Genomic DNA, 17,011 nt, shown 5'->3' on the forward strand with positions numbered 1-17,011 from the left:
GGCTTCTGTGAACAGGCAAACGGTTGGTCCGTAAGCCAATGACTGCCACAAAAGTACGTCAAACCCGGCAGAGCCGTATTATCAAATTGTTAAGGCCTGTACCGCAGCTCTCCAGCCGCGTTATTTCTTCCCCGCCAATTGCCCACAGGCCGCGTCAATATCTTTTCCCCGGCTCCGGCGAACGTTAACAGTTACGCCTTTGCTATCCAAAAACCCGGCGAATTTATCCAGCGTTTGGGCATCGGTATTTTTAAAATTAGCCTCGGCAATGGGGTTATATTCAATGATATTAATCTTCGCCGGAACGCGCCTGGTAAATTTCCAAAGTTGCTCGGCGTCCTGCAAGGTGTCGTTGAAATTGTAGAATAGAATGTATTCGAACGTAATGCGTGTTCCTGTCTTTTTATAGAAATAACCCAACGCATCACCCAATGCCTGAAGCGTATTGCTTTCGTTGATGGGCATTATCTGGTCGCGCTTTTGGTCGTTGGCCGCGTGAAGCGACAGGGCAAGGTTAAACTTCACGCTATCGTCGCCGAGTTGCCGAATCATCTTGGCAATACCCGCCGTTGATACGGTAATCCGTTTGGGCGACATGCCTAAGCCATCGGGCGACGTGATGCGGTCAACCGATTCCAGGACGTTTCTGTAGTTCAGCAACGGCTCACCCATGCCCATGTACACAATGTTGGAAAGCGGTACGTCGTAGTTATCTTTTGCCTGCCGGTCAATAGCCACCACCTGGTCGTAGATTTCGGCGGCATCGAGATTGCGTTTACGGTCCATGTAGCCTGTCGCACAGAACTTACACGTCAGCGAGCACCCCACCTGGCTCGACACACAGGCCGTCATGCGCGGGGCGGCATTCCGGTCTGCGTCATCGCTGCGTAATGCCGGAATCAGCACCCCCTCCACCAGATTGCCATCGAACAGCCGAAATGATGATTTAATGGTGCCATCGCTGCTGCGCTGCTCCTGATCAATGGTCAGGGGGCGGATCTCGAAATGTGCCTTTAGCAATTCCCGCGTCGACAACGATAGATTCGTCATTTGCTCGAATGACAACGCGGATTTTTTCCACAGCCATTCGTGAATCTGTTTGGCCCGAAAACCTTGCTCGCCGTGCTGCGTAAGCCAGTCTTTTAATTGTGTGGCCGTTGTTTTGCGAATGTCCTGCATGGTCAATGATAGAATAACTGAATGATAGAATGAGTGAATAAGTTCTGCGTCAGCTATTCACTCATTCTATCATTCAGTTATTTACTAATTAATTTTCTGCCCGCCATTTCTTCCCTGCGTCCAGACCTTTGGGTACCCAAACGGCAGCTTTGTTCATCACGATGGGCGCGATGGGCCGGATGTAGGGATACAGAAAGGCGGTCTCCGTTTGGCGGGGAGGCATTTTTACCCCCATAAAACTTAACAACCAAAGGATAACACTAATTCCAAACACCCACGTAAAAAGTCCTACCGTGGCCCCCGCCACACTGTCGAAAGTGCCGAGCACAGAATATTTCAGCGACCGCCGAATGGCCATTCCCATTCGGTTAATCATGATTACCGTCGGGAAAAATATGACCGAAAACCCAAGCCAGGGAAGAATTTTCCGGGCTACTTCACGGCTGATGTAGGGACTAAGCAAGTCGATGCCGAACGCCAGAAACTTAAACCCAACAATCATAGCCACCACAAACGCAATCACCGCAACAATCTCCACAAGGAGACCTTTCCGGTAGCCATTAAAAGCTCCCCACGCAAGGGGAATCAGCATGAGTATGTCGAGGGTATTCAACTTTAAAGAGTGAACGAGTGATTCAGCTATTTCGCTCTTTAAGAAAGTAATTGCTTCACCAGTGCCGAAATAGCCTTGCCGTCGGCTTGTCCGGCGAGTTCTTTAGTGGCTACGCCCATGACTTTGCCTATATCCGACGGAGCCGACGCGCCAATACGGGTCATAATCGCCTGCAATTTTTCTTTCAGTTCATCTTCCGATAATTGCTTGGGCAGGTATTTTTCAATAACGGCAATTTCAGCTTCTTCAACGCCAAGCAAGTCGGCCCGATTTTGTTGGCGGTAGATGTCAGCGGAGTCTTTGCGCTGCTTCACGGCTTTGGTCAGAATCCGGGTTTCGTCTTCAGGTTTGAGGGCGCCAGTTTGGCCCGGCCTGGATTGGCCCTCTTTAGTTTCTTCGAGCAAAATCATAGATTTTATAGCCCGCAATGCCCGAAGTTTATCCTGGTCTTTGGCCAGCATCGCCTGCTTTATATCCGCATCGATTTGTTGTTTGAGAGACATATTTGACATAAATAATGGATAATGTACAATGAATAATGCTAAACTCAGGCAATTCCGAATGAACCATAGTCATTTTGGCAAAGTTACGAAACCAACATTGTTCATTACTCATTGTACATTATTCATTCAATGAACACTCGCCTGTCCGTCAATATTAACAAAATTGCTACGCTCCGTAACGCACGGGGCGGTAACAACCCTAATCTGGTCAGCGTCGCGCTCGACTGCGAACGCTTCGGGGCGCAGGGCATCACCGTTCACCCCCGCCCCGACGAGCGGCACATTCGCTATCAGGATGTGCTGGACTTACACGAAGTTGTCACAACCGAATTCAACATTGAAGGTAATCCCGACGCACGGTTTATTGAGTTAGTCAAACGGGTTCGGCCCGCGCAGGTGACGCTCGTACCCGACGCACCCGACGCCATCACGTCCAATGCAGGCTGGGACACCATTCGCCACGCCGACCACCTGCGGAAATTAATTGAAACCTTTAAAGCCGATGGCATTCGGGTGTCGATTTTCGTTGATGCCGATGAACGAATGGTCGAAGGGGCTAAAGTTGTTGGCACCGACCGAATTGAACTGTATACAGAGCCGTATGCCGCTCATTACGACCAAAATCGCGAAGCTGCCGTTGCACCCTTTGTTCGGGCGGCCAAACTTGCCGGCGAATTAGCATTGGGTTTAAATGCCGGGCATGATTTAAGTTTAGAAAACCTGCGTTATTTCGATGAGCAGGTGACGGGTTTGGAGGAAGTTTCCATCGGTCATGCCCTGATTTGCGACGCGCTGTATTTCGGCTTAGAGAATACAATTCAGATGTATTTGCGCTGTCTGCAACCGGGATTTGTTTGATTAACCTGACTAACTATGATTTTTATACGTAATCAGGTAAATCAGAGTAATCCAATAAATCCCGGTTCAGATGGTTCATCAACTCCTAATCGACCCGTTTTTAGAGAAGGCTCAAACCCAGCCTGTTATCGACGTCCGGTCGCCGGGGGAGTATGCCCACGCCCATATTCCGGGAGCGGTTAGTATTCCCCTGTTCGACAACGACGAGCGGGCGCAGGTCGGAACGAAGTACAAAAACGCCGGGAAAGATGCGGCTGTTTTGCTGGGCCTTACGCTCGTTGGGCCGAAATTAGCGGAGTTCGTTAAGCAGGCAAAGAAACTCAATCCACAAACCAAAGAGGTGCTGGTGCATTGCTGGCGGGGCGGGATGCGGAGCGGCTCATTTGCCTGGCTGTTAGATACCGCCGGACTGACTGCCTCAACGCTTGTCGGCGGCTACAAAGCGTACCGCACTGCCGTACTGTCGGCTTTTGCCGACCCGAGTAAGCTAATTATTCTGGGCGGAAAAACAGGCAGTGGCAAAACTGATATTTTGAAAGAATTAGCCCGACAGGGCGAACAAATTGTTGATTTGGAAGGGCTGGCGAATCATAAAGGGTCGTCGTATGGTGCCATTGGGCAACTGCCACAACCTGCCACAGAACAGTTTGAGAACCTGATTTTCAGCCAATGGCGGCAACTTGATAGAAGCCGGCGAATCTGGCTTGAAGATGAAAGCCGCAATATCGGTTCCTGCTTTGTGCCTATGCCACTCTGGCAACAGATGAGAATTTCGCCGGTTGCCTTTATTGATATACCAAAAGCAAGCCGGATTGAGCGTTTGGTAACGGAATACGCTGGTATTGACCACAGGTTGCTTATTGAAGCAACCGAGCGAATTCGGAAACGGCTGGGCGGAAAGGTGACGAAAGATGCGTTGGACGCATTAACCCGCCATGATTACACGACCGTCGCTGATTTAACGCTTGACTATTACGATAAAGCGTATCTGTATGGCCTTTCGGAGCGTGATTTGAGCCGCGTCCATTCGTTTGACATTATAGGCGATAATCCGATAGAAACGGCGAAATGGCTAATTGAGTGGGCCAATACGTTGTAGTTTACTTCTTCTTCGTTGCCTGCATCCGCCGGATTACCTCCCGCTTCTGAAAGCCTATGTGCCAAACGGCAAAGGGCACTTCCTGCTTTCCAAAACAGGCTTCACAGATTAAATTATCTGCCGGCACTACCGCATTATAAACATATTCCGTATCGCTGATTTTCTGAATATTAGAAATCGGCTGTTGTTTATGCGCTGCACTATACAGATAAGCATCCAGAATTTCGCGCTCCTTCAAATTCAGGGCTTTGCTTTGCACGTCGGTGGTACTCAACAGGCGAATATCCAGAACGTACCGTTCGGCGATAGCTTTTGTGCGGGGCAGGTTTTGCAACTGGCAGAGTTTCGTTCGCTCAGCAGGATCGGTTGTTTTCTGGAGTTGTGTCGTTAGTTCTTTCTGAATCACAGCACTGACTTTTGAGCCGAGGTTATCGACCGTTTGAATCAGGTCAGCATTGCTAATTCGCTTAATTTTTGAATCCGCTATCTCCTGCTTCAAGGCGTCCGTGTACTTCACCCGTTCAGGATTGCAGGAAAAGAAGACCGCAACGAACGTTGAAAGAGCGAAAAAAAAACCTAACGAACGTTGAAAGAACACGAATACAATTGCTGAAACTAAATGTCGATAAAAGCGCATTGTCAGTACGTTGGCCTTTAGTAGGAAGCCGTTCAGTCACGAATATAAAAGATGGCCTGCGATAATCGCAGGCCATCTTTTAGTTATTTGTTGCCGCAGGCGTTCGTATAGTCGTCGAACATCTGTTGGTACACCTCCTTCCGTTCGTAGTCATACGCGCCTTTATCAATCTTTTCGATCATGGCCGGGCAGTCGGCGAAGAACGCACGCAGCGATTTTCGCCGACCAAGGAATACCGGTGGCGAATAGAAATCCTCGGTCGTTGTTTTTTTCAGAACGTAGTCATCCTGCGGAAAAAACTCGTGATACAATGCGAGTTTCTGACCGGCTTTCACCTCTTCGAATAGTGCATATCGTTTGGTGTTGTTCATGTTGTCGTTACTAATAGCACTGGCGGCACGACCGGTTTTACCGACAATGTAGTTATGGCCCTGGCTATCTTTCACCCGTGTCAGTTTTTTCAGGCTGGTCTTTACCGGCTTTTTCTCGCCCTCTATGAAAATACGCACCGAACTATTGTCGGAGCCGATCTGGCCAAGCATCTGTCCCAGACCGCTGCTGGTTTTCTTCGTGCGGTAGTCGATCATCTCCGGGAAATCGCCAATGAATCGAATTTTACCTTTGAAGATTTTGGCATCGTCTTCTTCTGCTTCACCCTCCAGTTCGGCGTACCGGAAAACCGTAGACGCTTTTTTATAGGGGGCTAAATCGGGTTCGGCTGCAATCGGTTCAAGCGTTGCGGCTTTATCCGTCGATGTGCGATAGGCGCCAATACGCTCAACCGATTCCTTCACAAAAGGCGCATGAGCGCGTATGCCCAGAAAACTGCTCTCGTTGTCTTTGATAGTCGCAATGTATTTGGTGGCTTCCTGTTCCTGCCCCAGCAGGAGGTATGTTGCCGCTAAGTTGTAGTTTGCCGCAAACCGAACGTCTTTCTGAAGATCATCGTCTTTCGGGTCGGTATAGTTGACCAGCGTTTTCCAGTAAGTCTGTGCTTCTCCAAACAAGCCGGACCAGTTTTCGCGGTCAACATCAACGAGCGTTGGCAGCACCTGTACCGATTGGTTAAACTCTTCGGCGTTGAACGGCGATTTGGATTTACGCCCTTTCTCGACGCTAAAATACCGCAGGTCGTTCAGGACGGGACCATACAGGTAGAAGGCATCGAACTCGGCAATCAGACTCTGAAAATTAGACGACAAAATTCGGTTCGCAAGCTGGTCGTAGGTCATCTCCGGGTCTACGACATACATATTGAGTTTGGGTGTCGTATATCGTTTGTAAATCACCTGGCCGTTCTTGTCCTTAATCTCCAGATTCGATTCCATGCCGATATAATAGGCTGGCGCACGCTGATAGCTATCCTGAACGTAGTCTTCGTCGTTAACGAGTTCGAACCGGGTCAGGTTGTAGAGCACTTTAAAGTCACCATTGTCGATTTTCTTCAATCCGTCAATGACGAACATCTCCTGGATGGCACTTTTAGAGTAGGGAAGCTTACGGTTTTTCAGACTCGCTTCAAGGCCGGGGCTTACTGTAGAGCTAATGGAATAGGTTTTGTAGGTGGCATAGGACGGATTGACCGGTTGTACCGGACCGCGCAGATTCAGTTTATTTTTGGCTACACTACCCGACACCGCCTGCGCCGTTTGGGAGGTAAGTTCTTTGAGCGCTTTGAATGGGTTTTGCGCGTTTATACCCTGAATGGTAAGGAATGTGGCAACAGCCAGCGAAAGATACTTCATGAAGTTTACAGAATAGACGTTACGAATTAGTTAAAAGGGGCGTTGTGACGGCTGTGTGTTTTGGCTTTGTCGAAACTGACAGTTAGTTGCTTTGCTGCATCCAGCAGATTTTCACCATCACGGGTATCGTAGCCGTTGGCGATTAGACCTTCGGCTTCCTTCATTGCCTTTTCGGGCTCGTCGGTGAGCAAATAAATCTTAGCCAAATTATAAAACGAAGAATAGCGCATTTTCCGGCTCGCTTTGTCGTCGGAGGCATACTTCGTCTTTAGTGAATCGAAATACTCAATGAGCGGTTTGAGGTTAGCTTTCAGCTCATCAATGGGTTCGCTGGCTTTCATACCCGAAAACAGTGTCTTGACGGCGGTAATGGCCTCGGCCTGCGTGGCGCCCTCTTCGCTTTTGGCATCTACTATCCAGAACAGTTCTTTGTTCGTGACGGGTACATAGCCATATAGGTCATTTATTCGGGCATTGAGTGCGTTGACTGACTGGCTCACAAAATCGCGCAGATTACGTCCGTATATGGCCGATTTGTTATTTTCAAACCCCTGCACAGCCGATTTATTATCGGTATATTCCTGAGTTCTGTACGTCAGTTCGTTAGTGAAATTTAGCACAACCGGGCCAGTAGTCTCATCGGTAGCCGATTTATTGATAGTCGCATTCTTCAGGAAACGGTTACCCGTGATGGCTGCTTCTTTCTTTTTCTGTTCTTCGAGTTCCTTAGCTGTTGGCACTTCAGGCGTGCGGGGGCCCAGAATTTTGGCAAAGCCACGGGTGCTATACTTCGCCATTACATAGTAGTATGTTGTTCGGCCGGTTACTTTACCATCGCGGTCTTTAGTCTCTGTAGTTCGGCTTTCAACGGTGGCACCCTGTTCCACAAAGTCTTCAAGAGCCATTTCAACGCCTACTGTGGGCGACTGTTCTACGCGTTTCCAACCATACAAATTAACCTTATCGTACAGGGCAGCAGGCGTCATGTAGTTTGTGATGGCTCCTCCCGTTTTCACATTGACTCCATAAGTACGCTGCTCAAAGGGAACCGGCTCCTGGGGTAATCGCTGATAATTTACGTCGGCAACGAAACGGTCTAAATCCAGTTTTTGTCCGTTTGTACCATAGGACAAACAGCCAATCAAAAGCAAAGACACTACTTGTTTTTTCATACAGGAAATGGTAAATGTTGCTTTGGAAGTAGGCAATGCAATCCTGAAGAAGCCGTCAAAAAGACATGCTTCTATAGATTTAGCTGGAAAGCAATTTTTGGAGGGTTCAAATTGACACACAATTTGAACTGACTATAAAGGAAGAGGAGTTGCTACAGGTAAATACGAATAAAAAACTACGACGTTTTAGCGTTTGGCTGACACCAAAATAATCTTTACGTACAGTAAAATGCCTTTATTAATGAGCAAAAATACTCATTATATATATACAAACAAAATTCAGGTAATTAGTGGTGGAGTATATGACTTATCTATAGATAGCTGTATCGTAGTCGCTATTTTCGTAATTTTGTCTTTTCTTATGCACTACCTCTTCCTGACCTTCCACGGAACGAGGAATCTTAGCATCTCCTTATGCGTAAGTTAGGAAGCATTAAGCTTCCTCCTGTCGCCGGAATGACAAAAAGTAACACTTATATATCATGCTTGACCAGTTAGAAGCCATTCGTGAACGCTTCAATGAAGTAGCTCAACAAATTGTGCAGCCCGAAGCCGTTTCTGACCAGAAACGGTTTATGAAGCTGAGTAAAGAATACAAAGATTTAGAAAAAATTGTTGTTCAGTATCAGGCTTATACGCAGCTACTTGAAGAAATCGAGAATGCCAAACAAATCATCGCTACCGAAAAAGATGAGGATTTTCGGGAGATGGCCAAAGGCGAGTTGGACGAACTGACACCCCGCCGGGATACGCTGGAAGAAGCCCTCAAAGAGATGCTGATGCCGAAAGACCCGAACGACAGCAAAAACGTGATTCTCGAAATTCGGGGCGGCACCGGGGGCGACGAAGCCGCCATTTTCGCGGGCGATATTTTCCGCATGTATCAGCGTTTCTGTGAGAAGATGGGCTGGAAAATGTCACTTGTTGACTTTACGGAAGGTACGTCGGGTGGCTACAAAGAAATTATTACCGAAGTCGAAGGCGAAGACGTGTACGGCAAACTCAAGTTTGAGTCGGGGGTTCACCGGGTGCAGCGCGTACCGGCCACCGAAACCCAGGGCCGGATTCATACGTCGGCGGCAAGCGTGGCTGTTCTGCCCGAAGCTGAAGAGGTTGACGTTGAACTAAACATGAATGATATCCGCAAAGATACCTTCTGTTCGTCGGGCGCGGGTGGTCAGTCGGTAAACACGACCTACTCGGCGGTGCGGCTCACCCACATTCCATCCGGCATAGTCGTGCAGTGCCAGGATGAACGGTCGCAGTTGAAAAACTTCGACAAAGCTCTGACGGTTTTACGCTCCCGGATTTATGAAATCGAGTTGCAGAAGCACAACGATGCCATTGCCTCGCAGCGCAAAACGATGGTGGGTAGTGGCGATCGCTCCGACAAAATCCGGACCTATAACTACCCTCAAAGCCGCGTAACCGACCACCGCATTGGCCTGACGGTGTATAATCTCCCTGCCGTGATGGATGGCGACATTGGCGACTTCATTGAGCAGCTCCGCATCGCCGAAAACGCCGAACGATTGAAGGAAGGGGCAACGGTGTAGGGAATGAGTACAAAAAACAGAACAGCAAATTGACTTAACTTACTGTTCTGTTTTTTGTACTTATCCTATAGTGGTTGAATAACTCCGAGTTATGTTATGAGATTAATTTTAGAAGTAAGACAGTGGGATGAAAAGTAAGTAACTTCGTTTTATTCTATGAGGTAGTAACTACCTCAAACGGGCGGATTTAAAAAGTAAGCAACCGCAGTGGCGGCCGCTACGGATCGCGAATAATCTGGTAATCATCGGACCGAGGCCCAGCGCGCACGCTCCACCCTAAAGCGACCACCACTGTCCAGCCCTCGCCACGGATGGTGGTGCCTTCGATGCGAATCGGTCCAGCCAGCACTCGCTTGCCGTCCTCGCGGATCAGCACGCCCTTTGTTGCCTCCAACGTGCCCCACTCACCTTTGGTATGATACGGCAAGACGAACACCGTCCCTATGCCTGGAATGGGCGTGGCGCCGACCGCGTTAAACGTGGTGCCACCGCCTGACGGAACCACTAGCACAGGACCATCTACAAAGCGGTTCCGTAGTTCGAGCAGGCGGGTCCGTCGATGCTCCTCGCGCGCCTGTTCCGCCGAGCGGATTTTCGGGCCACCGTACCGCGCCGAGGCCTCGACCGCATCCGCCGTTGGCCTGATTTCCAGAGCTTCCATCAGCATCCGCCCCAGATCAGAGTCGCTATGCACGCTGCGTCTCCAATTCACTGATGCATCATCGAGAAGAACCCCGTACGCCGTACCGGTGGTGTAGGCTTGTTGCAGAAACGTCTCATGCCCTTCTGCCGCGGCCAAATGCTCGATGGTGCTGGCGATAGCGTCAGCACGTGAGTCGGCCGTGGTGACGATGCCAGTGTATTGGGCCAAGCCTTCCCGGATTTCTTCGACGCGCTCGTTCTCGGCGGCATCGGCAAACTGTGAACGTCGCTTCAGTCGGAAAGCGGCTGCATCACGCAGCGTGCGCTTACGGTCTTCACCCGACTGAGCGAGCGCCCGCGACAGGGCGCGCCACTCGAGCTGTAGCCAGATTCGTCCTTCGAACGTATCCAGATGCGCGTTCTGTCCCGAAAGGGTCATCAGCCCCAGGCCCGGTTGAATGCGGTGAAACAACTCGTGCAACAGGAACTCGCGCCGGGCGCGCGGAGTCGGCAGGGCCGTCGTGAAGTCCCACATGTAGGCGACCCAACGCGAGCCACCCCACTCGATGGGTGCATTGGTGGAGCCAAGAACGCGAGGCCAATCGTCTGCCGGACGAGGTTGATTGGTCGCCAGTGTTCGCGTCCGGGCGTCTGCGAATACCATGGGTCCACATAAAGAGATGCCCCATAGTCGTCCGCCGTCGCGTTGACAGAGGGTGGCGGCTTCCCTGAAATAAGTTTCAGCCTGTTGCGGATCAACTTGGGCAGCTGCGGGGTTGACTAGGTGCAGCAACAAGGATACCATGCCGAACCAGGACGCCCAGGTGATGATGTATTTGCCCATATTAAGTTAAGTACCTCAATTAATCTTAACAATGCGATTCGAATAATTGACAAGAAATAACTTGTTGTATAAGTGCGATTATGTAAAGCGGAGTCTGCGTCGCAGACACTTACTAATATACTATTGCGGGGGATGCTCAGTCTTCATGATGAGCGACGGCCGAAAAAGTATTCCTTAAGACACAAGATTGCAAGCCCAAACATCACAACTGTGCCGATCAGGTGTGCAACATCTCCCCCTCGAATGTTCTCAAAAATGGGACGACCTAGCAGGCTTGCAAGGTTGAAGCCTCCAAGAACTGTAAACACGAAGAACAGGAGAAGAGACCTGTGTCGATTTTTCATAGTTTTTGGTGTATTAGGGCCGTGCTAATAAAGGCTATTTACCAATACTCTTTGCAAACTCTTTAGGCTACGGTGATTCTTGTTGTATAATCAACCCTTATGTTAACCCATCATTTCCCTAAATACAAAAAGCCCGGCCATTTCTGACCGGGCTTTCCTTTGGTACTTTCAGTTACTCCTGAACATTCTCTGAAGTCAGTTTCGCCCCCAGATATTCCCGGTTCATGCGGGCGATGTGGTCAAGAGAGATGGATTTTGGACACTCAACCGAGCAGGCTCCGGTAAACGAACAAGCTCCGAACCCTTCAGCGTCCATTTGTGCCACCATGCGTTCAGCCCGCTCCTTATGTTCAGCTTTGCCCTGGGGTAAAATGGCCAACTGCGACACTTTTGCCGAAACGAACAGCATGGCTGAGGCATTCTTACAGGCCGCTACACAAGCACCGCACGCAATGCAGGCAGCCGCATCCATCGCTTCGTCGGCAATGCTCCGGGGAATCAGAATCTCGTTTGCGTCGCGGGCGGAGCCGGTATTCACCGATATATAGCCACCGGATTGGATGATACGGTCGAACGCAGACCGGTCTACCATCAGGTCTTTGATAACAGGGAAAGACCGCGCCCGCCAGGGTTCAACCACAATGGTGTCGCCATCATTAAAAGAACGCATGTGCAACTGGCAGGTCGTAGCGCCGGTTTGTGGGCCATGTGCCCGCCCGTTGATGTACATCGAACACGTACCGCAAATACCCTCACGGCAGTCGTGGTCGAAGGTTACTGGGTCTTCACCTTTCCGGGTCAGCGAATCGTTCAGAACATCGAACATCTCCAGAAACGACATATCTTCCGATACATTATCTAATTGATATTCAACCAGTTTACCAGCACTATTTGTATTTTTCTGTCTCCAGACTTTTAGGGTAATTTTCATCTTACAAAAAAGTTGTAAGGTTGTAAAGTCATCGGGTTGTATAGTTCTGTGCGTCAAATCACCTTATAACTATACAACTCTATAACTCTATAACCGCTACGGCGGACCGTTTTATTTATAACTACGCTGTGTCAATTTAACGTTCTCGAATTCGAGCATTTCTTTGTTGAGCAGTTCGGGCTTGTCTTCACCCTGATATTCCCAGGCAGCTACGTAGGCAAAGTTAGCATCGTCGCGGAGGGCCTCGCCGTCGGGGGTTTGATACTCCTCCCGGAAGTGACCACCACACGATTCATTCCGATTCAGGGCGTCGTCAATCATCAACTCACCCAGTTCGATAAAGTCGGCCACGCGCCCTGCGTTCTCTAACGCCTGGTTCATTTCTTCCGCATCCCCCAGCACTTTCACATTACTCCAGAATTCTTTTTTCAGGGCCTGAATCTTCTGTTTGGCCGTTTTCAATCCTTCGGCAGTGCGCGACATCCCGCAGTATTCCCACATGATGTGGCCCAATTCTTTATGTAATTCATCGACGGGCCGTTCGCCTTTAATCGCTAACAGTCGACTTACCTGAGCCTGCACTTTCTGTTCGGCTTCTTTAAACGCTGGCGAGTCGACCGGACTTTTGTCGGCCGGGCCAATCGTTGCTAAATAGTCGCCAATGGTATAGGGAGCCACAAAGTAGCCATCGGCCAGGCCCTGCATCAGAGCCGACGCGCCGAGCCGGTTGGCGCCGTGGTCGGAGAAGTTGGCTTCGCCGAGGGCATACAGACCGGGAACGGTGGTCATCAGGTTGTAATCCACCCATAAACCACCCATCGTGTAGTGAACGGCCGGGTAAATCATCATCGGCGTTTCGTAGGGATTTTCGCCGGTGATTTTTTCATACATCTCAAAGAGGTTGCCGTATTTAGCCTCAATCGTTTTCTGGCCATCGCGTTTGATAGCATCTGCAAAATCCAGATAAACAGCCAGGCCTGTTTTGGCAACGCCCCGTCCTTCATCGCAAACATATTTGGCGTTGCGCGACGCCACGTCGCGCGGTACGAGGTTCCCGAAAGATGGATACCGGCGTTCGAGAAAGTAATCGCGGGCGTCTTCGCGCAGGTCGGTTGGCTTCAACTGGCCTTTCTGAATCTTCTCCGCATCTTCTTTGGTTTTGGGTGCCCATACCCGGCCATCATTTCGCAACGACTCCGACATCAGTGTCAGTTTCGACTGGTAGTGGCCCGATACCGGAATGCAGGTTGGGTGAATCTGGGTGAAGCATGGGTTACCAAACAACGCCCCTTTTTTATGGGCCTTCCAGGCTGCTGTTACATTACAGCCCATCGCGTTGGTCGAGAGGTAGAATACGTTCCCGTAGCCGCCCGTGCAAAGTAGCACTGCATGGCCCGAATGCGATTCAATTTTGCCTGTAATCAGGTTGCGCGTAACAATACCGCGCGCTTTACCGCCCTCTATCACCAGGTCGAGCATTTCGGTGCGGGGGTAGAGTTTCACTTTGCCATTGGCCACCTGACGGCTCAGGGCCGAATAAGCGCCCAGCAGCAATTGCTGGCCGGTTTGCCCGCGTGCATAGAAGGTTCGGGACACCTGCGAGCCACCAAACGAGCGATTCGCCAGCAGGCCACCGTATTCACGGGCAAACGGAACCCCCTGGGCTACACACTGATCGATAATGTTCACACTAACCTCGGCCAACCGATGCACGTTGCCTTCGCGGGCGCGGTAGTCACCGCCTTTAATGGTATCGTAGAACAGCCGGAACACACTGTCGCCGTCGTTCTGGTAGTTTTTAGCAGCATTGATACCGCCCTGAGCCGCAATCGAGTGCGCCCGGCGAGGGCTGTCCTGATAGCAGAATGCTTTCACGTTATACCCTAATTCAGCCAGCGACGCAGCCGCTGAAGCACCCGCCAGGCCCGTACCAACCACAATAATATCGTACTTCCGCTTATTGGATGGGTTAACCAGTTTCAGCGCGAATTTATGCCGTGCCCATTTTTCGGCTAAAGGACCTTCGGGAATTTTAGATTCGAGTTTCATATTTAAAGAGCGAAAGAGCGAAAGAGTGAAAGAACGAAAGCATAACTCGCTGTTGGGTGAAGAAGTGAAAAAGGTTCGCAATTCACCGCACCGGCAGCCCGGTCTTTCACTCTTCCACCTTTAAATAATGTGGTGAACCTGTAAATACACGTAAATCGGCATGGCTGCAAAAGCCGCCGGGATAATAATGGCAAAGAAATATTTACCCAGAAACTCGATTGCCGGCGTGTATTTTTTGTGCCGGATACCGAGTGTCTGGAAACCGCTTTGGAATCCGTGGGCTAAGTGATAACCTACAGCAACCATGCAGATAACGTAGAGTACAACGTACCATAACTCGCCAAACGCCACCTGAACCACTGCATAAAGGTCTTTATACTGTTTACCGTCGTATTCGGCCATTGGTACCGACCCAAAGTGCATTTCGTACCAGAATGTCCTCATATGGATAACAATAAATAGCAGCAGAACAGTCCCCAAAATGCCCATATTTCGCGACGACCAGTCGCTGTTGGCTTCGGGCTTGCTATAGGCATACTTGACCGGCCGCGACGCCTGATTGTGGCGCGTCAGGATAAATGCCATGAGTGCGTGAACCAGAATTGACGTATAGAGCAAGTACGAAATGGTCATAATCAACGGATTATGGGTCATGAGGTAAGTGTACTCGTTAAAGGCGCGTCCACCGTCGCCCTTAAATAACTGGAGATTACCAGCCATGTGAATAATCAGAAATGAACTCAAAAACAGTCCCGTCAGCGACATAATGACCTTGCGACCGAGAGAGCTGGACAGTGTTTGTGTTACCCAAGCCATAGGATGAACGACACGAAATTTTAGTGTAAATGATTGAAGAAAAGCCGGTTTAAATGGCGCATCAAAGCTAAATCACAAACAGCATGGAAACAAGATTAAGCGGTATTATCCACCGTTTTATAACTTATTTACAGCCTGTATAAATTATGCTATTGTGGTGGTTTCGCAACAGCCTGTAGCAACCAATTGTTTGGGGGGCTGATGCATTAATAACGTAGCAGTGGTGTGTAAATTCGACGCCGTTAGGCATTCCTAAGGCCAATAAAGCCGTTGATAGTCAGCCCCTTGTTTCAAGTTTGGCGTGAACAGTTTGACCAATCTCAATTATCCGGCTATTTTCGCGCCTTTCAACCGTTTCATTCGCCAGCAGGCAGCCTTTATGAAAGCATATGTATTTCCCGGCCAGGGTTCTCAGTTTCGAGGTATGGGGCAAGACCTCTATCAACAGTCCGAAGCCGCCCGGCACCTATTTGATCAAGCCAATGAGGTGTTAGGCTATAGCCTGACCAGCATTATGTTTGATGGCTCCGATGAAGAACTTAAACAAACAATTTATACGCAACCTGCCGTTTTTCTTCACGGCGTGGCGCTGGCTCTAACTACTGACTCATTCGCGCCTGATCGGTCCGATGTTTCGATGGTGGCTGGGCACTCCCTCGGCGAGTTGTCGGCCCTGACGGCAGCCGGTGTCTTATCGTTTGAAGACGGGCTTGGTTTGGCCTCCGTTCGGGCAACGGCCATGCAGCGGGCCTGCGAACTGGTTCCATCGACAATGGCTGCGGTGCTGGGACTGGCCGATGCTATTATTGAGCAGGTATGCGCTGACATTACGGAGGAAATTGTCGTTCCCGCTAACTACAACTCCCGTGGTCAGGTGGTAATTTCGGGCAGCGTGGCGGGCATTCAGTTAGCCGATGAGCGACTGAAAGCGGCTGGAGCCAAACGGGTTGTGTTGCTGGCCGTCGGTGGTGCGTTTCATTCGCCCTTCATGGAGCCCGCCCGTACCGAGTTTGCCGAAGCCGTTCAGAACATGACCTTTCACACACCGCGTTGCCCGGTTTACCAGAACGTTAACGCCCAGCCTACTACCAATCCGGAGCAAATTAAAGCAAACCTGATTGCTCAACTAACGTCGCCCGTTCGGTGGACCCAGTCCGTGGAGCGCATGGTGGCTGACGGAGCAACCGAATTTTTTGAGTGCGGCCCGGGAAAAGTGCTTCAGGGACTAATTAGGAAAATTAGCCCAACTTCATCCGTTGTTAGTGTTTAGATGGAATCAGCCCTGTTGTCATACGGATGGAAGCCCGTGAGTATAGCTTGACAATCGTGGGTTGCCATCTGCGTGACAACAGGGCTGATTATGGCTACAAAAAGACTACTTTTTTTAAGGCTGCATTTGTTTTTGACACCTGCAATCCGTTATCTTTGCACTCGCAATTGCAGAAACAGCCCGATAGTATAAGGGTAGTACGACAGATTTTGGTTCTGTTTGTGGAGGTTCGAATCCTTCTCGGGCTACCAAAGAGGACTGATTACTTGAATCTGTAGTCAGTCCTTCTCTTTTGTCATCGTTATTGACTGTAGTTGAGCACATTAGCTCAATAAAGTAGTTCATTTCCGTGGTTCGATAATTTCCTTCCTCATAAATCAACTTTCCCGGAAATATCGAACCAACTATCTTCTGTTGTACTTCTAACGGCGATTGCACGTAGTATTTAGGCAAATTGCCCAACAAGGTGCAGCCATAAGATAGATGTTTCGCAAAACTGTCCTCTTGTATTTCCAGCTGTATGTCGTCAGCCAAAAGTGGACATATGCGGGTGAAAAGAGAAGAGATACTTTTAGCTGCTTTGCAATTTCTGAAAAATATGATTTTTCCGCCGTTTCAGCAGCGACAACTGCTTAGTTTTTCGGCGTTCTGCTAACAGATGCTGCTGACGACCCCAGTAAGCATCGGCTGGCGTGACATTATCCAAGGACTCATGATAGCGCTGGTGGTTATAATACTCCACCCATTCTCCAA

Annotated in this window: 14 protein-coding genes, 1 tRNA gene and 1 pseudogene; 5 read left to right on the top strand and 11 right to left on the bottom strand. The window is 49.7% G+C overall.

Translation table 11 applies throughout. The features are described 5' to 3' along the window. Positions 1-120: 120 nt before the first annotated feature. The 3 genes from rlmN to ACYVI1_RS26950 form a co-directional block, all read right to left on the bottom strand. The gene (gene rlmN / locus ACYVI1_RS26940; RefSeq protein WP_460914194.1) at positions 121-1,179 is read right to left on the bottom strand and encodes a dual-specificity RNA methyltransferase RlmN; all 1,059 of its coding nucleotides are present in this window, start codon (positions 1,177-1,179) and stop codon (positions 121-123) included. A gap of 88 nt (positions 1,180-1,267) precedes the next feature. Then, entirely contained in the window at positions 1,268-1,771 is a 504-nt protein-coding gene (locus ACYVI1_RS26945) for a CvpA family protein (RefSeq protein WP_460914196.1), read from the bottom strand. Between the two features lie 59 nt (positions 1,772-1,830). Further along, positions 1,831-2,295, bottom strand: a complete 465-nt coding sequence (locus ACYVI1_RS26950; RefSeq protein ID WP_460914198.1) for a GatB/YqeY domain-containing protein — start codon at positions 2,293-2,295, stop codon at positions 1,831-1,833. Between the two features lie 129 nt (positions 2,296-2,424). Here ACYVI1_RS26950 and ACYVI1_RS26955 point away from each other — a divergent pair, with 129 nt between their 5' ends. Together ACYVI1_RS26955 and mnmH are read left to right on the top strand one after the other, a co-directional pair. Continuing rightward, positions 2,425-3,153, top strand: a complete 729-nt coding sequence (locus ACYVI1_RS26955) for a pyridoxine 5'-phosphate synthase (protein WP_460914201.1) — start codon at positions 2,425-2,427, stop codon at positions 3,151-3,153. Between the two features lie 70 nt (positions 3,154-3,223). Continuing rightward, positions 3,224-4,252 (top strand): tRNA 2-selenouridine(34) synthase MnmH, encoded by a 1,029-nt coding sequence (mnmH, locus tag ACYVI1_RS26960; RefSeq protein WP_460914204.1) that lies wholly within the window; start codon positions 3,224-3,226, stop codon positions 4,250-4,252. 1 nt (position 4,253) lies between these two features. Here the strand turns inward: mnmH and ACYVI1_RS26965 are convergent, their stop codons facing one another. The 3 genes from ACYVI1_RS26965 to ACYVI1_RS26975 all read right to left on the bottom strand — a co-directional run bounded on the left by ACYVI1_RS26965 (position 4,254) and on the right by ACYVI1_RS26975 (position 7,806). Beyond that, complete coding sequence (locus ACYVI1_RS26965; RefSeq protein ID WP_460914206.1) at positions 4,254-4,850, bottom strand: hypothetical protein; 597 nt, start codon at positions 4,848-4,850, stop codon at positions 4,254-4,256. 122 nt (positions 4,851-4,972) lie between these two features. Then, positions 4,973-6,634 (bottom strand): hypothetical protein, encoded by a 1,662-nt coding sequence (locus ACYVI1_RS26970; RefSeq protein ID WP_460914208.1) that lies wholly within the window; start codon positions 6,632-6,634, stop codon positions 4,973-4,975. Between the two features lie 26 nt (positions 6,635-6,660). Next, complete coding sequence (locus tag ACYVI1_RS26975; RefSeq protein WP_460914210.1) at positions 6,661-7,806, bottom strand: hypothetical protein; 1,146 nt, start codon at positions 7,804-7,806, stop codon at positions 6,661-6,663. Between the two features lie 482 nt (positions 7,807-8,288). Here ACYVI1_RS26975 and prfA point away from each other — a divergent pair, with 482 nt between their 5' ends. Next, positions 8,289-9,362, top strand: a complete 1,074-nt coding sequence (gene prfA, locus ACYVI1_RS26980) for a peptide chain release factor 1 (RefSeq protein WP_460914212.1) — start codon at positions 8,289-8,291, stop codon at positions 9,360-9,362. 217 nt (positions 9,363-9,579) lie between these two features. Here prfA and ACYVI1_RS26985 read toward each other — a convergent pair whose 3' ends face one another. The 4 genes from ACYVI1_RS26985 to ACYVI1_RS27000 all read right to left on the bottom strand — a co-directional run bounded on the left by ACYVI1_RS26985 (position 9,580) and on the right by ACYVI1_RS27000 (position 14,988). Beyond that, the gene (locus ACYVI1_RS26985) at positions 9,580-10,848 is read right to left on the bottom strand and encodes a hypothetical protein (RefSeq protein ID WP_460914214.1); all 1,269 of its coding nucleotides are present in this window, start codon (positions 10,846-10,848) and stop codon (positions 9,580-9,582) included. A gap of 516 nt (positions 10,849-11,364) precedes the next feature. Next, a complete protein-coding gene (locus tag ACYVI1_RS26990; protein WP_460914216.1) occupies positions 11,365-12,123 on the bottom strand; it encodes a succinate dehydrogenase/fumarate reductase iron-sulfur subunit in 759 nt (252 codons plus the stop codon). 111 nt (positions 12,124-12,234) lie between these two features. Further along, a complete protein-coding gene (locus ACYVI1_RS26995) occupies positions 12,235-14,172 on the bottom strand; it encodes a fumarate reductase/succinate dehydrogenase flavoprotein subunit (protein WP_460914218.1) in 1,938 nt (645 codons plus the stop codon). A gap of 120 nt (positions 14,173-14,292) precedes the next feature. Then, positions 14,293-14,988 carry a succinate dehydrogenase cytochrome b subunit gene (locus ACYVI1_RS27000; protein ID WP_460914220.1) on the bottom strand — a complete coding sequence of 232 codons (696 nt, stop codon included), beginning with the start codon at positions 14,986-14,988 and terminating at the stop codon, positions 14,293-14,295. Positions 14,989-15,367: 379 nt separating this feature from the next. Here ACYVI1_RS27000 and fabD point away from each other — a divergent pair, with 379 nt between their 5' ends. Continuing rightward, a complete protein-coding gene (gene fabD / locus ACYVI1_RS27005; RefSeq protein WP_460914241.1) occupies positions 15,368-16,258 on the top strand; it encodes an ACP S-malonyltransferase in 891 nt (296 codons plus the stop codon). Between the two features lie 177 nt (positions 16,259-16,435). After that, positions 16,436-16,509 (top strand) — tRNA-Gln (locus tag ACYVI1_RS27010). A 415-nt stretch (positions 16,510-16,924) separates the two neighbouring features. Here the strand turns inward: ACYVI1_RS27010 and ACYVI1_RS27015 are convergent. Beyond that, positions 16,925-17,011, bottom strand: a pseudogene (locus ACYVI1_RS27015) (integrase core domain-containing protein); the annotation flags it as partial.

The sequence above is a fragment of the Spirosoma areae genome (genome assembly GCF_054781775.1).

What these genes read in the sequence shown, in the direction of transcription:
- rlmN (WP_460914194.1), bottom strand. Translation starts at nt 1,179, where the DNA reads ATGCAGGACATTCGCAAAACAACGGCCACACAATTAAAAGACTGGCTT.
- ACYVI1_RS26945 (WP_460914196.1), bottom strand. Translation starts at nt 1,771, where the DNA reads ATGCTGATTCCCCTTGCGTGGGGAGCTTTTAATGGCTACCGGAAAGGT.
- ACYVI1_RS26950 (WP_460914198.1), bottom strand. Translation starts at nt 2,295, where the DNA reads ATGTCTCTCAAACAACAAATCGATGCGGATATAAAGCAGGCGATGCTG.
- ACYVI1_RS26955 (WP_460914201.1), top strand. Translation starts at nt 2,425, where the DNA reads ATGAACACTCGCCTGTCCGTCAATATTAACAAAATTGCTACGCTCCGT.
- mnmH (WP_460914204.1), top strand. Translation starts at nt 3,224, where the DNA reads ATGGTTCATCAACTCCTAATCGACCCGTTTTTAGAGAAGGCTCAAACC.
- ACYVI1_RS26970 (WP_460914208.1), bottom strand. Translation starts at nt 6,634, where the DNA reads ATGAAGTATCTTTCGCTGGCTGTTGCCACATTCCTTACCATTCAGGGT.
- ACYVI1_RS26975 (WP_460914210.1), bottom strand. Translation starts at nt 7,806, where the DNA reads ATGAAAAAACAAGTAGTGTCTTTGCTTTTGATTGGCTGTTTGTCCTAT.
- prfA (WP_460914212.1), top strand. Translation starts at nt 8,289, where the DNA reads ATGCTTGACCAGTTAGAAGCCATTCGTGAACGCTTCAATGAAGTAGCT.
- ACYVI1_RS26985 (WP_460914214.1), bottom strand. Translation starts at nt 10,848, where the DNA reads ATGGGCAAATACATCATCACCTGGGCGTCCTGGTTCGGCATGGTATCC.
- ACYVI1_RS26990 (WP_460914216.1), bottom strand. Translation starts at nt 12,123, where the DNA reads ATGAAAATTACCCTAAAAGTCTGGAGACAGAAAAATACAAATAGTGCT.
- ACYVI1_RS26995 (WP_460914218.1), bottom strand. Translation starts at nt 14,172, where the DNA reads ATGAAACTCGAATCTAAAATTCCCGAAGGTCCTTTAGCCGAAAAATGG.
- ACYVI1_RS27000 (WP_460914220.1), bottom strand. Translation starts at nt 14,988, where the DNA reads ATGGCTTGGGTAACACAAACACTGTCCAGCTCTCTCGGTCGCAAGGTC.
- fabD (WP_460914241.1), top strand. Translation starts at nt 15,368, where the DNA reads ATGAAAGCATATGTATTTCCCGGCCAGGGTTCTCAGTTTCGAGGTATG.